Below are 14,577 nucleotides of genomic sequence, written 5' to 3'. Positions count from 1 at the left end.
GCGATCTTGCACTTTCTGTCGCGACACAACAGGCATTCCACTCATGTCGACAACCGAAACTGCAAGATCGGCGCGATCTTGCCGCTCGACACACGTTGATCTGGCACGCAACGGTGTTGATCAATGTCGACCCCCCGCGCGCGGCTACGATCGGGCTGATTGAAAACGGTCTAGCCGGGGCAGGGCTTACTTTTGTTGGTCTGTTGTTAGGCCCGCCCTCACCTGCCGCTGGGAGGCCCCATAGACCGCTAGCACCGGAAGGCTCAGCCCGGCGAAGAGACGACCGTTGTCACCGGGCTTAGCCCTGGCTGACCGAGAGCGCGACCAATCCTTGCGCCAACATCCAGTTGGACTCGTCACCCTGCAACAGCACCTGCGGAAGCAGGAACTGGTTCCGCAGGCTGAGGAGATTGACGATTGCCGCTCTAATCAGTCCCGGACGTGTCATCGGGAACAGATCGGGCGGAACGCCGGCGTGTGGGGGGCCCTGACGGCCGAACCGTTATCACCACCAGCCGACAGCACGGCACCCGCCGGCCGACAGGCCCGGCGGGTGCCGTGGTCGCTAGCGCTCAGCGCCGCTCCGGCGGCGCTGGTCAGGTCTGCGTGGGGAACCCGAGGTTGACTCCGCCGTGCCGCGGATCCAACCAGCGGCTGGTCACGACCTTGCCCCGGGTGAAGAAGCGCACCCCGTCCTCACCGTGCGCGTGCAGGTCACCGAACAGGGACGACTTCCAGCCGCCGAACGAGTGGTACGCCATCGGCACCGGAATGGGCACGTTGATCCCGACCATGCCCACCTCCACCTCGTGCTGGTACCGCCGCGCCGCACCGCCGTCGTTGGTGAAGATCGCCGTGCCGTTGCCGTACGGGCTGGCGTTGACCAGGTCCACCGCCTCGTCGTACGAGCCGACCCGGACCACGCTCAACACCGGCCCGAAGATCTCGTCGGTGTAGATCGACATGTCGGGGGTCACCCTGTCGAACAACGTCGGGCCGAGCCAGAAACCGTCCGGTTCGCCGTCCGGCGTCACGTCCCGCCCGTCCACCACCGGCACCGCACCGGCGGTGACACCAGCCTCCACGTAGGAACGAACCTTCGCCGCGTGCGCGGCGGTGACGAGCGGGCCCATGTCGCAGCCCCGTCGGCCGTCGCCGGTGCGCAGACCGGTCACCCGCGCGGCGATCCGCTCGACCAGCGCGTCCGCCACCGGCTCCACCGCCACCAGCACCGAGATGGCCATGCACCGCTCCCCCGCCGAGCCGAACCCGGCGTTCACCGCCGCGTCGGCGGCCAGATCCAGGTCGGCGTCCGGGAGCACCACCATGTGGTTCTTCGCCCCGCCGAGCGCCTGCACCCGCTTGCCGGAGGCCGTCGCGCGCTGGTAGACGTGCCGGGCGATCGGGGTGGAGCCGACGAACGACACCGCCCGCACCTCCGGGTGCTCCAGCAACGCGTTCACCGCCTCGGCGTCGCCGTTGACCACGTTGAGCACCCCGTCGGGTAGGCCCGCCTCGGCGAACCACTCGGCCAGCAGCAACGCCGCACTCGGGTCCTTCTCGCTCGGCTTGAGCACCACCGCGTTGCCGCAGGCCACCGCCACCGGCACGAACCACAGCGGCACCATCACCGGGAAGTTGAACGGGGAGATCACCGCTACCACCCCGAGCGGCTGGCGGATGGTGTACGAGTCGACCTCGGTGGACACGTTCTCGCTGAACGCGCCGCGCAACGCCGACGGCAGGCCGCACGCGTACTCGACGACCTCCAGGCCGCGCTGCACCTCGCCGGCCGCGTCGGCGAGCACCTTGCCGTGCTCGGCGGTGATCACCTCGGCGAGCCGGTCCCGACGGGCGTGCACCAACTCCCGGAACGCGAACAGCACCGCCGACCGCCGCGCCAGCGACGCGTCCCGCCAGGCCCGCGCCGCGCGGACCGCGGCCTGCACCGCGACGTCGACGTCCGCCGCCGAGGCCAGCTCGACCTCGGCGGTACGCCTGCCGGTCGCCGGGTCGAACACGTCACCACGCCGCTCGGAGGTGCCGCCGACCCGCTTGCCGTCGACGAAGTGACCGATGCTCATGCCGCCACCCCCGCAGCCGAACGGATCGCGTCGACGAGGATCGCCAGGCCCTCCCGGGCCTCCTCCTCGGTGAGCGTCAACGGCGGACCCATCCGCAGCACATTGCCGTGCAGACCGCCCTTGCCGGCCAGCAGGCCACCCTCGCGGGCGGCCTCGAAGACCCGGTTGGTGAGCGCCGGGTCCGGTTCACTGCCGCCCGGCCGGACGAACTCGACGCCGAGCATCAGCCCCTTCCCGCGTACCTCGGCGACGCAGTCGAGGTTGCCCACGGCGGACCGCAGGCCGTCGGCGAGGATCGCGCCGACGCGGGCCGCGTTCGCCTGGAGGTCGTGCGCGATCAGGTAGTCGAGCACCGCGTTGCCGGCGGCAGTGGAGATCGGGTTGCCGCCGAAGGTGGAGAAGCTGATGGCCGACACCGACTCCAGCACCTCGGCCCGGCCGACCACCCCGGCGAGGGCGAACCCGTTGCCGATGCCCTTGGCGAAGGTGAGCAGGTCGGGGGTGACGCCGTGCGCCTGGTAACCCCAGAAGTGCTCCCCGGTACGCCCCCAGCCGGTCTGCACCTCGTCGGCGATGAACAGGATGCCGTGCTCGTCGAGGACCTTCTTCCAGCCGGCGAAGAGCCCGTCCGGCGGGTGCACGAAACCGCCCACACCCTGGATCGGCTCGGCGATGAGCGCGGCCACGTCACCGGCCGTCTGGGTGGCCAGCACCTCGCGCAGGTCCTCCACCGCCGCGTCGACCTGCTCGTCGGCGCTGAGCCGGGCCAGCAGACCGCGCACCCGGTCACCCGAGTGCAGCCAGGCCACCTGTAGCGGGTTGAGGCCGCTGGCCGACCAGGTGCGGTTGCCGGTGACGCCCATCGCCGCGTAGGACCGGCCGTGGTAGCTGTTGCGCACGGCCAGGATCTGGTGCGAGCGGCGGTGGTTGGTGGCCACCAGCAACGCCGCCTCGTTGGCCTCGGTGCCGGAGTTGGTGAAGAACACCCGGGCGTCCGGGATGCCGGAACGCTGAGCGATCTTCTCGGCCAGTTCCACCTGTTGGCGGATCAGGTACAGCGTGGAGGTGTGCGCGATGCCGGTGGCGAGCTGCCGCTCGACGGCCTCCCGGATCTCCGGGATGTCGTACCCGATCATGTTGGTCAGCACGCCGCCGAAGAAATCCAGGTAGGTGCGCCCCTGCGCGTCGGTCACCCGGCGGCCCGAGCCGGAGACCAACTCGATCGGCTCGGCGTAGTACAGCGGCATCCAGGACGGGAGCACGGCCCGGTGCCGGGCCAGCAGGTCGTCGGTCATAGTGGCAACCCTTCAGCGGCGATCGTGGATACCGCACGCTCCCACCGCCAGCCGACGCGAACAACTGTCACCCTGTAGCGCACTGACGTCACCGGCTGACAGCACGTCAACGGTTTCCACTGCAAAGCTCGACAGTGACAGCCGTTTTTCGCGGCTCTCCCGCGATCCCTCGACTCGATTCGTTGTGTGGCAGTGCGCGACTACCCTGGGTCGGTCCACTGTCGCCGGGGAGGCACACGGTGCGCATCGAAGAGACGATCGCCGAGTTGGAGCGGGTCGCCGCCCGCGAGGTGGGCCGGGGCAGCGAGGCGCTGGCCGCACCGGCCGCCGGTGGACTGCTCACCGCCGCCAGGTCGCTCGCCACCTCCGCCGCACCCGATGCCGCAGTGTTCACCGGGTTCTTCATCCCCGGCGCCGAGCCACCCGCTGCGGAGACCGACGGCCCGCTCGGCGCGGTCCAGATCGCCGCCGCCCTGCGCCTGCTCGGCGGCCGGTGCCGGCTCGTCACCGACGAACCCTGCGCCCCGGTGGTCGAGGCGGCCGTCGTCGCCGCCGCGCCGGGCCTGCCGGTCGACGTCGCACCACTGCGCGGGTACGACGACTGGGCCGCCGACGCCCTGCCCCGCTACGCCCGGATGACGCACCTCATCGCCTGCGAGCGGGTCGGTCCGAGCGTGGACGGGCGGCCCCGCAACATGCGCGGCGAGGACATCGGCGCGCACACCGCACCCCTGGACCGGCTCTACACCGCCGGGTCGGCCTTCCGGATCGGCATCGGTGACGGCGGCAACGAACTCGGCATGGGCCTCCTGCCGGCGGACCTGATCGGGCGGGTCGTCGCCTCCGGCGAACGGATCCGGTGTGTGGTCGGCGCGGACGCGCTGCTCGTCGGCGGCACGTCCAACTGGGCCGCCGCCGCCCTCGTCGGCGCGCTGTTGCTGCTCCGGCCCGAGGTGCCCGAGCTGCGAACGCTGCTGGAGCCGTCCTGGTCGTCCGACCTGCTGAGCGCGATGGTGCGCGCGGGAGCGGTCGACGGGGTGCGCCGCCGCCCCACGCTCAGCGTCGACGGCCTCGACTGGCAGGCGTACGCCGCACCGCTCACCGAGATCGCCGAGCTGGTCAGGGCCGGCCGCTAGGGGTGGGTGGCTCGGTCGCCGGCCGCAGTGCCCGCCGCGGGCGGCTCGCCGCTCGTGCCTGGGCAACCCGCCGGGGGCGCACCGGCAGGTGCAGGGCGACGGCGACCACCGCGAAGGCCGCCCAGGCGGCGCCCAGCGCCACTGCCGACGAGACGTCCTGAAGGTAGTGGTACGCGGTGAGGAAGCCGACCAGCGCGAGGCTGTTGCGGGCGAAGTGCCTGCTGAACTCGGCCAACTGCCGGCGGGCCTCGACCGCGACCAGCACCCCCGAGTACGGGAAGGTCACCACCATGCCGCGCAGCACGGCACCGAGCAGTTGGGTGAGGACCGCCCCGACGAAGATCACCACCAGCTTGAGCAACGCCGGCAGCCCGTCCGGGCGGGTTTGCGTGCCGGGCACCGCCTCCGGGGCCACCTCCTCGGTGGGGGCGACCCGCCGGCGGGCACGACGACGCAACCACAGGACGGCCACCAGCCAGAGCACGAGCGTGCCGGCCAGCGCAACCTCGAACGGGATGTCGACGGCCAGCAGGCCGGCACTCAACGCCACGTACCCGGCGATCCCCGCCACGTCGGCGAGCAGGATCGGCCAACGCCACCGCCGGTGGGTGACCGCCACGACGACGAAGAAGAGATTGAGCCCGAGCACGCCGAGCACCTGCGGGCCCTCCACCCGGTGACCGGTGGTGACCAGGGCGAGCGTCATCGGCAGCGGCAGGCTGTAGACAAGAGCCCGGAGCCGGACGGAGCGGATCACGCTCACCGCCCACACCACCGCCGTCACCAGCAGGACCGCGCTCCACGTCATGGCTCACCCGTTCCCGCCCCGGTGGGGCCGTCAGTCCTGGAAGGTCGCGGCGTTCGCGCACAGGTCGAACACGCGGGTGAGCCGAGCGACGTCCGTCCGGTTGACCGAGAACTGATTCTCGCCGATCTCGCCGTGTGCGGTCATGTGGGCCTCCCAGCAGCTCGACCCGTCCCAGAGTGTCAAATTGACGTGCAGGTGCGGGCTGACCACACCGAGCGGCAGCAGACCCACCCGCGCCCCGGCCGCGCGTTGCTTCTCCACCAGGGCGGACAACTCCTCGGTCAGCGTGGCGTAGACGAAGACCCGTGTGATCCGCACACCCCGTTGCAGGGCGTCCACGTTCGCCTCCCAGTAGCGCCGGCCGATCTCGCTGCGCCACCAGCTCAACTCCCCGCTCACCCGGGGCATCACGTTCGTCAACCCGTCCAGCCGGCGTACGCAGGCATTGGTCGCGCCGACCAGGTCCTCGTCCTCGTCGCCGCGCCTGATGATCCGACCGTCAGCGAGCTGCTCGGCCTCCAACCGGAACTGCTCGTACCGCCGCTGCGCCTCCACCGCCACCCGGGTGCCCGCGTGCTGCTCGGCCGCCTCCCGCATGGCCCCGGCCAACTCGGTGGTGGTGCGCACCAGCCAGGGCGGACCGTCCATCAGGGTGCGCAGGTGGAAACGGCGCTCCGCGCGGGCCAACGAGTCGACGAGCAACGAGATGGTGATGCCCATCAGACCTGCCAACAGCGACTCCACCCCGGACGCCGCGTTGCTGAGGTCGAGAGCGATGCTGAGGGTGATCGACAGCGTGATGCCCACCAACGCCACCGGGTCGGTGTGCGCCACCAGCCGGACGAACCCCGCGCCGGACCCGCCGCCGTTGCGGAACCGCTGACCTGTCACGTCACGGGTCATCGAGATCCCCCCATCGGCCGCTCCCGCCAGCGTAGACAGCAACCACAACCAGCAGACCGGACGCGGCGGGCCGGTAGCATCCGGCTGTGCACAGAGCGGACGCGGCGGCGTCGACCGGAACCGACGACGAGCGGATCACGGCGGAGGTCCGAGCCTGGGTCTGCTCCACCCCGCTCCGGGGTCTGGTCGCCCACTTCGGCGGGACGTGGCCCGACGGCGACCTCACCGAGGTGCTCCGCTTCCTCGACGACTTCTCCGCCCGCCACTGGGACTTCCGGGGCGGCCGGGAACGGCCCGACGCCCGGGAGCCCGACCTCGACCCGGCCACCGCGACACTCGTGCTGGACGCGGCCGCCGCGCTCGGGCTGATCCACCCGGTGCCACCGGCCCGGCCGGCGTACGCCCACCTGCTGGTGCTCGGCGGCCTGGCACACGCCTGCGTACGCCGCGTCGCGTACGCCGCGCACCTGCTGCGCGCCGGCCTTCCGGTGAGCGGCGAGGTCGCCGTCCTGGGCAGCTTCCGGCCGCTGTCGGACTGGGAACGCCGCACCCTCGCCGACGCGGGCCTACCGGCCGACGACACGGAGGTGGACGTGCTGGACACCGCCGTCCGCCGGGTGTTCCAGGTGAGCGCCCCGGCGGAGCAGGCCGGCGTCGACGCCGGTCACCCGCACCACTCCTGGTCGTCGCGGACCTACCGCCCCGACGGGCTACCGCCGGTCCGGGTGCTTGCCGCACCATCCAGCGAACCCGACCAGCGACGGGCGCACACCGCCGACACCCAACGGTTCTGGGCCGGCCACGTCCGGCTGGCACCGGGCGACGAGGTCCTGATGGTCAGCGCGCCGATCTACGTGCCGTTCCAGCACTGCGACGCGCTGCGCACCCTGGCCCTGCCCTACGGCTGCGGCATCGACACCGTCGGCGTGGACCCGACACTGGCCGACCTGGCGGTGCTGCCCGAGCAGACGCTCACGCCAGGCCGCTACCTCCAGGAGATCCGCTCGGCGATCCGCTCGATGCGCGCCCTGCACGACCTGACGCGTTGAGGGCTCAGCTCAGCGGGCGGTGTCGGCGACGGCCTGCGCGAAGACCTCGGAGCGGTGCTCGAAGTTGCGGAACCGGCCGTAACTGGGCGCTGCCGGCGACAACAGCACGACCCCGCCGGCCGGGGTGACCTCGCGGGACAGCCGGACCGCGTCCACCAGGTCGTCGACCAGTTCGGTACGCACCTTCGGCAGACCGGCGAGCACCTCGACGATGCGGGTGCCGCTGTCCGGAATACCGATCACCGTCAGCTCCCGCTCGGCCAGGTGCTCGGCCAACGGCGTGTAGTCAAGGCCCCTGTCGTTGCCCCCGACGATCACCGTCAACGGCCGCCCGTCGTACGCGTCGATGGCGTGCATGGCCGCGTACGGGCTGGTGGCCAGGGTGTCGTCGACGAACGTCAGCCCGGACGGGTCGGTGATCTCGGTGAGCCGGTGGGCCAGCCCCTGGAACTCGGCGACCGCGACCGCGAGGTGGTCCTTGCCGGCCACCACGTCCACGCCGAGCGCGTCGAGCACGGCGAGCGCGACACAGAGGTTGCCCTCGTTGTGCCGGCCGACGAGCGGCAGCACCGCGCGCGGGAACAGCGGCTGGTCACCGACGTGGAACCACGGCGTGCCGTCGAGGCCGGTGGCGACGTGGGCGGTGTCGGGGAGACCGGCCCGGACCGCCGGCAGATCCCCCAGCTCCGCGGCGAGCCGGGGGTCGCCACCGTTGACAACTGTCGTCTGCGGGTCGTGGGCCAGCAGGTTGAGCTTGTCCCGGTAGTACTCCCGTTCCCCGCCGTGCGCGTCCAGGTGCTCGGGGAACAGCGCGGTGACCACCGCCACCCGGGGCGAGTCGGTGAGGTCGCTGCACTGGTAGCTGGACAGCTCCAGCACGTACAGCTCCGCGTCCGGCAGGTCCAGGGTCGGCACCCCGATGTTGCCGCCGAAGACGTTCGGGCGGCCCATCGCGGTGAGCAGGTGACTGATCAGGCTGGAAGTGGTGCTCTTGCCCTTGCTGCCGGTCACCCCGACGGTGCGCGCGGCGTGGTCGGCCATCCACAACGCGGTGCCCTGGGTCACCAGGACTCCGCGGCGGCGCAGCTCGACGAGCCACGGGTGGGTCTGCGGCACACCCGGGGAGCGGACCACCACGTCCGCGGCGGCCAGCCGTTCGAAGCCGGCCTCACCGGTGACCAGCGGCGCCGCCTCGGCCAGTGGGCCGTCCCAGGGCAGCGACAGGAAGTTCGCGCTGTCGTCGACGGCGACCAGCTCGGCCGGCCCGTGCGCGGCGATGGCGGTCACAGCGGCCCGGCCCTCCCGACCGGTGCCCCAGACGGCGACGGTACGTCCGCGCAGGTCAGAAAGGCGCACGGGGCTCTCCTCGGGGGTCACGGCGGCGGCTGGCAGGGCCCGGTCCGGACACGGCCGGACGAACCAGGGCCTAGTATGGCGTGTGCCTAACGAGCAGCTCCGGCGGATGGACGCCTTCACCTTCCCGTCCTACTCGATCGACTTCGCCACCGGCGAGGTCCTGTTCGACTACGCGCTGACCGGCCCGGCCGGTGAGCAGCGGTTCACCGAGGTGATCACTCTTCCGCTGCCGGCGGAGCCGCCCTCCGACGAGACTGTCGCGACCCTCGACCGGGTGCTGGAGGTGCTGCACCTCGTCGCCGGGGTCAGCTACTACAAGGCCGCCGCGCCGCCCCGCCTCGTGCTGCCGGCGCCGCTGGGCGCGGCCACCGTCGACTACGTCACCGCCGTCTACACCAAGGGCCTCGCGGAGTACGCGTACCGCAACCAACTGCCGCACGTGCTCGAGCTGCGCCCGGAGGTGCCGACCGGCACCCCGCAATCACCCCGGGTGTACGACGACTCGGACCGTCGCCCGCTCTCGGCGGTCGGCGGTGGCAAGGACTCGATCGTCAGCCTGGAGGCGCTGCGCCGCGCCGAACTGGACCCGGTGCCGTTCTCGGTCAACCCGAACCACGTGATCGTCGCCGTCAACGAGGCGTCCGGGCTGGTCCCGTTGGCCGCCCGACGGCGCATCGACCCGGTGCTGTTCGACCTGAACGCGTCCGGCGCGCTGAACGGGCACATCCCGGTCACCGCCATCAACTCCCTGATCGCCGTCGCCACCGCCGTCCTGCACGGGCTGGGCCCGGTGGTGATGTCCAACGAGCGCTCGGCGTCCGACCCGAACCTGGTCTGGGACGGCCACGAGATCAACCACCAGTGGTCCAAGGGCGTCGAGGCGGAGGGGTTGCTGCGGGCGTCACTGGCCCAGCACGCCGGCCTCACCGACCCGTACTTCTCCCTGCTGCGGTCGCTGTCCGAGCTGCACATCGCCCGGCTGTTCGCCGAGTTCACCCGGTACGACGACGTGGTGACGAGCTGCAACCAGGCGTTCAAGCTGCGCGACGCGAGTGAGCGTTGGTGCCGTGACTGCCCGAAGTGCCGGTTCGTCTTCCTGGCCATGGCGCCGTTCATGCCCCGGGAGCGGGTCACCCACATCTTCGGCGGGGACCTGCTGGCCGACGAGTCGCAGATCCCCGGCTACCGCGAGTTGTTGGGCGTGGACGGGCACAAGCCGTTCGAGTGCGTGGGCGAGGTCGAGGAGTCGGTGGTGGCCCTCGGCCTGCTCGCCGAGCAGGACCAGTGGCGCGACGCACCGGTGATCCAGGCCCTTGTCGACGCCGTCCCGGAAACAGCCTGGTCCACGGTGGCCACCTCGGACGTCTTCACCCCTGGGGGCCCCAACCACATTCCCCCGACCTACGCCAAGGCCCTGAACCATCTCATGTGACACGGCACAGCCCGACGCCTCGGAACCCGGGGTCGGCGCGCGCTCGCGTTGGCCACGGGGACCAGCACGGATTCGCGGCGTCCGGCGACGGAGTGTGTGTCGCTGGTCCTTTGGAGCTGATGCCGTAGACGAATCAGCCTGGCCGGCCAAGCCGAAGCCGAGGCAGCAGGCCGAGGCAGCATGCGGAAGCGCGATTCGTTCACGACATCAGCTCCAAAGCACGCCGGCCCCACATGCCCGTCCTACGCCAGGCCGACCAGGCCGAGCCGGACCAGGCCGAGCCGGACCAGGCCGACCCGAACCAGGCCGACCACCCACCGGCATCGTGAGGCTGGCGTTACGGAGCTCGGACTGCTTCCAGGGCCAGGAGGGCTACGTGCAGGGACAGGGTGGCCTCTACCGAGTCGAGGTCCACGTTGAGGATGCGGGCGATGCGCGCCAGACGTTCGTAGAAGGCCGGCCGGGACAGGTGGGCGACGGCGGCGCCGGCGGACTTGTTGCGCCCCTGCTCCAGGTACGCGCGCAGGGTGTCGAGCAGCTGCTCCCGAGGGTGCCGGGCGTCGTACTCCAGCAGGGCGCCGAGTTCGCGCTCCACGAACGTCTGGAGGCGGGGCTCGTCGCGCAGGAGGTGCAGGAGCCCGGCCAGACCGACGTGGGGTAGCCGGAAGATCGGCAGGTCACGCCGGTCGTTTCGGGCCGCCTCGGCGATCTGCCGCGCCTCGACGAGCGACCTTCGGGCCTCCCGCAGGCTCCCCACACACGATCCGGCGGCGACGATCACGGCAGCCGGGTCGGCACCCCGGGCCGGATCGACACCTGCGGTGGACGCGCGGCCGGTGCCGGCGTCGAGGCGTACCCGACGAAGGGCGCCGGCGAACGCGGACAGCGCGCGGTCCTCGGCGGCCGGGTCCGGCAGGGCCAGCAGCGCGCCCACCGAGTTGTCGTCGACGGCGCTTGTCAGAGCGGTCAGCTTCGCCTCCCGCAGAGCCTGGCCGACGGCCTCGGAGAGATCCCGCAGCCGGGCCTGGCCGGCCTCGGGGCCGACCTCACCGGCGGGGTCGTCGACCCGGTGCCGGACCATGACGCCGACCAGGTGTCGCCGGTCGAGCACCACGCCGAGCGCCTTGGCCCGCAGCCCCACCTCGTCGACCGGGCGGGAGTGGTCGAGCAGCGCGGTGAGCAGGGTGCGGTGGATCTGCCGTTCCAGTCCCTCGGCGTCGCGGCGGATCAGCCGGCCCAGCGCGAGAGTGGAGGCGGCCCGCTCGATCAGGATGGTCAGCCGGGTGGGCGGGCCAGTGGTCGGCTCGACCGCTCGGGCGCTCGGCACGTCCCCGCTGGCCGGCCAACGCAGCAGCAGCCGACCCCAGTCCTGCCCCCGGGCGCCGACGGTGGTCACCAGCCACCCGCTGTCCCTGTCGTACGCGGTCCGCCCGGCCGGACGGATCCGCCGGGAGTGCTGCTCCCAGCCGTCCAGCAGCAGCTCGGCGCTCTCCCCCGCCGGGTCGTACCCGAGCACCTGCCGGGACAGGTTCTCCAGCACCACCGGGCAACCGGACAGCTCGGCGGCCTGTCGGATCACCTCGGCGGCGTCGGCGCCCTCGACGGACAGGTCGTTGAACCGCTGGTGGATCTCCTCGGTGGCCCGCAGTTCGGTGAGCTGCGCGTCGACGATGAGCGCGTGCACCGCCTCGGTGATCCGGACGAACGGGGTGGCCCGGCGCAGCTCCACCAGGGGCAGCCCACGCCGTTCGGCGGCGGCGGCCATCACCCGGGGCACCCCGCTGACGTACCGGCGGCCCAGCTCGACGACGAGTCCGGAGACCCCGACGTCGGCGAGGTCGCCGATGAACGCACGCAGCCCGGCGTCGTCACCGGGCAGGCCGATGCCCGTGGTGAGTACCAGTTCGCCGCCGCCGAGCAGGGTGGCGATGTCCGGTACCTCGGCGACGTGCACCCACCGCACGGGTCGGTCCAGCCCTTCGTCGCCGGCAACGACGCGTGGCGCGCCGTGGCGGACCGGGTCCAGGGCAAGGACCTCACGGACGGTAGGGAACACGGCCGCCACGCTACCCTGCGTCACCGCCGATCTCGACGCGCCACCGGCGGGAGGGGTCGGACCTGCTCAGTCGACGCCGAACTCCATCGCGGCACGGTCCAGTGCCTCGTCCTCGGCCGAGGCGACGCCCCGGGAGGCGATGGCTTCCGCGCCACCCTCGGGCATCGCGCCGATCAACCCGGTGGAGGCGGCCTGCGCGGCGCCGATCATCCGCTGCGTGTTGCCGCCGCCGACCAGGCCGAGGGAGGCGTACTGCTCCAACTTCGACCGGGAGTCGGCGATGTCCAGGTTGCGCATGGTGAGCTGGCCGATCCGGTCCGACGGGCCGAACGCCGAGTCCTCAGTACGCTCCATCGACAGCTTGTCCGGGTGGTAGCTGAACGACGGACCGGTGGTGTCCAGGATTGAGTAGTCCTCGCCCCGGCGCAGCCGCAACGTCACCTCGCCGGTGACCGCCGTGCCGACCCACCGCTGCAACGACTCGCGCAGCATGAGCGCCTGCGGGTCCAGCCAGCGGCCCTCGTACATCAGGCGACCGAGGCGGCGGCCCTCGCTGTGGTAGTTCGCCAGGGTGTCCTCGTTGTGGATGGCGTTGACCAGCCGCTCGTACGCGGCGTACAGCAGCGCCATCCCGGGCGCCTCGTAGATGCCGCGGCTCTTGGCCTCGATGATCCGGTTCTCGATCTGGTCCGACATGCCCAGGCCGTGCCGGCCGCCGATGGCGTTGGCCTCCAGCACCAGGTCGACGGCATTGCCGAACTCCTTGCCGTTGATGGTGACCGGGCGGCCCTGGTCGAAGCCGATGGTGACGTCCTCGGTCAGGATCTCCACCGACGGGTCCCAGAACCGGACGCCCATGATCGGGTTGACCGTCTCGATGCCGGTGTCGAGGTGCTCCAGGGTCTTCGCCTCGTGCGTGGCGCCCCAGATGTTGGCGTCGGTCGAGTAGGCCTTCTCGGTGCTGTCCCGGTAGGGCAGGCCGCGTTCGAGCAGCCACTCGGACATTTCCTTGCGCCCACCCAGCTCGGTGACGAAGGCGGTGTCGAGCCACGGCTTGTAGATGCGCAGCATCGGGTTGGCCAGCAGGCCGTACCGGTAGAACCGCTCGATGTCGTTGCCCTTGAAGGTCGAGCCGTCGCCCCAGATCTGGACGTCGTCGGCGACCATCGCCCGCACCAGCAGGGTGCCGGTCACGGCGCGGCCCAGCGGTGTGGTGTTGAAGTACGCCCGCCCGCCGCTGCGGATGTGGAAGGCGCCGCAGGTCAACGCGGCCAGGCCCTCCTCGACGAGGGCGGCGCGACAGTCGACCAGGCGGCCGAGTTCCGCGCCGTAGCTGAGCGCGCGACCGGGCACCGAGGCGATGTCGGGCTCGTCGTACTGGCCGATGTCGGCGGTGTAGGCGCAGGGAATCGCGCCTTTGTCGCGCATCCACGCGACTGCGACCGAGGTGTCGAGGCCGCCGGAGAAGGCGATGCCGACACGTTCGCCGATGGGCAGGGAGGTGAGAACCTTGGACACGGGGAAAATTATGCAATAGAACGCATGGCCATGCAAGCCGAAGCGTTCTACTCGCCACCGAACGGCGGATCGTCGCGACTCAACTCCCAGAACGCCACCGCCGCCGCGGCGGCCACGTTCAACGAGTCGACCCCCCGGCGCATCGGAAGGACCACCCGCACGTCGCTGGCCGCCTGGGCCGCCGCGGTGAGACCCGGCCCCTCGGCGCCCAGCAGCAACGCCGCCCGCTCGCGCTGCGCCGGGCTCAACAGCTGAATCGGTACGGCGTCCGGCGCGGGCGTCATGGCGAGCACCGTGAAACCGGCCTCCCGGACCTGGTCCAGGCCCTCGGGCCAGCGGTCGAGCTTCGCGTACGGCAGGGCGAAGACCTCCCCCATGCTGACCCGGACACTGCGCCGGTAGAGCGGGTCGGCGCAGGTCGGCGAGAGCAGCACCGCGTCGACGCCGAGCGCGGCAGCACCCCGGAAGATCGCGCCCAGGTTCGTGTGGTTGTTCACGTCCTCCAGGAGCACGACCCGGCGCGCGGTGGCCAGCACCTCGTCCGCCGTCGGCAGCGGCCGGCGGTGGAACGACGCCAGCACCCCCCGGTGTACGTGGAAGCCGGTGGCCTGTTGCAGCACGTCAGGTGTCGCGGCGTAGACCGGCGCGTCGCCGGTGTCCAGGTCGGCGAGCTGGTCGACACGCTTGGCGTCGACCAGGTACGACCGGGCCGGGTAGCCCGCGCGCAGCGCCCGGCGCAGCACCAGCTCCCCCTCGGCGATGAACAGTCCGTGCGGCGGCTCCCAGCGGGTGCGCAGCTCGACGTCGGTGAGCGCCCGGTAGTCGGCGATCCGGTCGTCGTCAGGGTCGGTGATCTGGTGGACGGGCACCCGACGATTCTGCCGGACGTGGAGGAACGCGTTCCGACGCCCGCCCACCCGGGTGTTTTGTCCGAAGAAGA

General features: G+C 71.7%; 11 protein-coding genes. 3 read left to right on the top strand and 8 right to left on the bottom strand.

The window, feature by feature from the left end:
* Positions 1–596: 596 nt before the first annotated feature.
* Both ABZ406_RS26255 and ABZ406_RS26250 read right to left on the bottom strand, forming a co-directional pair.
* Positions 597–2,084 carry a CoA-acylating methylmalonate-semialdehyde dehydrogenase gene (locus ABZ406_RS26255; RefSeq protein ID WP_357766816.1) on the bottom strand — a complete coding sequence of 496 codons (1,488 nt, stop codon included), beginning with the start codon at positions 2,082–2,084 and terminating at the stop codon, positions 597–599.
* Entirely contained in the window at positions 2,081–3,379 is a 1,299-nt protein-coding gene (locus ABZ406_RS26250) for an aspartate aminotransferase family protein (RefSeq protein WP_357766813.1), read from the bottom strand. Before ABZ406_RS26250 ends, ABZ406_RS26255 begins: the two co-directional genes overlap by 4 nt.
* A 239-nt stretch (positions 3,380–3,618) precedes the next feature.
* On the opposite strand from ABZ406_RS26250, the gene ABZ406_RS26245 reads away from it, so the two are divergent.
* Positions 3,619–4,515 carry a glutamate cyclase domain-containing protein gene (locus ABZ406_RS26245; RefSeq protein WP_357766810.1) on the top strand — a complete coding sequence of 299 codons (897 nt, stop codon included), beginning with the start codon at positions 3,619–3,621 and terminating at the stop codon, positions 4,513–4,515.
* On the opposite strand, the gene ABZ406_RS26240 is transcribed toward ABZ406_RS26245, so the two are convergent.
* Both ABZ406_RS26240 and ABZ406_RS26235 read right to left on the bottom strand, forming a co-directional pair.
* Positions 4,499–5,323 carry a hypothetical protein gene (locus ABZ406_RS26240; protein ID WP_357766807.1) on the bottom strand — a complete coding sequence of 275 codons (825 nt, stop codon included), beginning with the start codon at positions 5,321–5,323 and terminating at the stop codon, positions 4,499–4,501. The genes ABZ406_RS26245 and ABZ406_RS26240 overlap by 17 nt on opposite strands.
* Positions 5,324–5,353: 30 nt before the next feature.
* Entirely contained in the window at positions 5,354–6,226 is an 873-nt protein-coding gene (locus ABZ406_RS26235; RefSeq protein ID WP_357766804.1) for a hypothetical protein, read from the bottom strand.
* An 86-nt stretch (positions 6,227–6,312) separates the two neighbouring features.
* Here ABZ406_RS26235 and ABZ406_RS26230 point away from each other — a divergent pair, with 86 nt between their 5' ends.
* Entirely contained in the window at positions 6,313–7,275 is a 963-nt protein-coding gene (locus ABZ406_RS26230) for a hypothetical protein (protein ID WP_357766801.1), read from the top strand.
* A gap of 9 nt (positions 7,276–7,284) precedes the next feature.
* On the opposite strand, the gene murD is transcribed toward ABZ406_RS26230, so the two are convergent.
* Positions 7,285–8,631: a UDP-N-acetylmuramoyl-L-alanine--D-glutamate ligase gene (murD, locus tag ABZ406_RS26225; protein ID WP_357766798.1), complete on the bottom strand. Its 1,347-nt coding sequence runs from the start codon at positions 8,629–8,631 to the stop codon at positions 7,285–7,287.
* A gap of 82 nt (positions 8,632–8,713) precedes the next feature.
* On the opposite strand from murD, the gene ABZ406_RS26220 reads away from it, so the two are divergent.
* Positions 8,714–10,063: a hypothetical protein gene (locus ABZ406_RS26220; protein WP_357766795.1), complete on the top strand. Its 1,350-nt coding sequence runs from the start codon at positions 8,714–8,716 to the stop codon at positions 10,061–10,063.
* Between the two features lie 337 nt (positions 10,064–10,400).
* Here ABZ406_RS26220 and ABZ406_RS26215 read toward each other — a convergent pair whose 3' ends face one another.
* Genes ABZ406_RS26215 through ABZ406_RS26205 form a run of 3 tightly spaced genes read right to left on the bottom strand, consistent with a single transcriptional unit; the run spans position 10,401 to position 14,554 of the window.
* The gene (locus ABZ406_RS26215; protein ID WP_357766877.1) at positions 10,401–12,128 is read right to left on the bottom strand and encodes a PucR family transcriptional regulator; all 1,728 of its coding nucleotides are present in this window, start codon (positions 12,126–12,128) and stop codon (positions 10,401–10,403) included.
* 57 nt (positions 12,129–12,185) lie between these two features.
* Positions 12,186–13,637 (bottom strand): argininosuccinate synthase, encoded by a 1,452-nt coding sequence (argG, locus tag ABZ406_RS26210; RefSeq protein WP_357766792.1) that lies wholly within the window; start codon positions 13,635–13,637, stop codon positions 12,186–12,188.
* A 47-nt stretch (positions 13,638–13,684) separates the two neighbouring features.
* Positions 13,685–14,554, bottom strand: coding sequence for an RNA methyltransferase (locus ABZ406_RS26205; protein ID WP_357766789.1), 870 nt, complete (start codon positions 14,552–14,554; stop codon positions 13,685–13,687).
* Positions 14,555–14,577: the final 23 nt, after the last annotated feature.

It is taken from the genome of Micromonospora sp. NPDC005710, assembly GCF_040630995.1.
Taxonomy (GTDB): domain Bacteria; phylum Actinomycetota; class Actinomycetes; order Mycobacteriales; family Micromonosporaceae; genus Micromonospora.
This window is presented reverse-complemented; position numbering and strand designations above follow the sequence as displayed.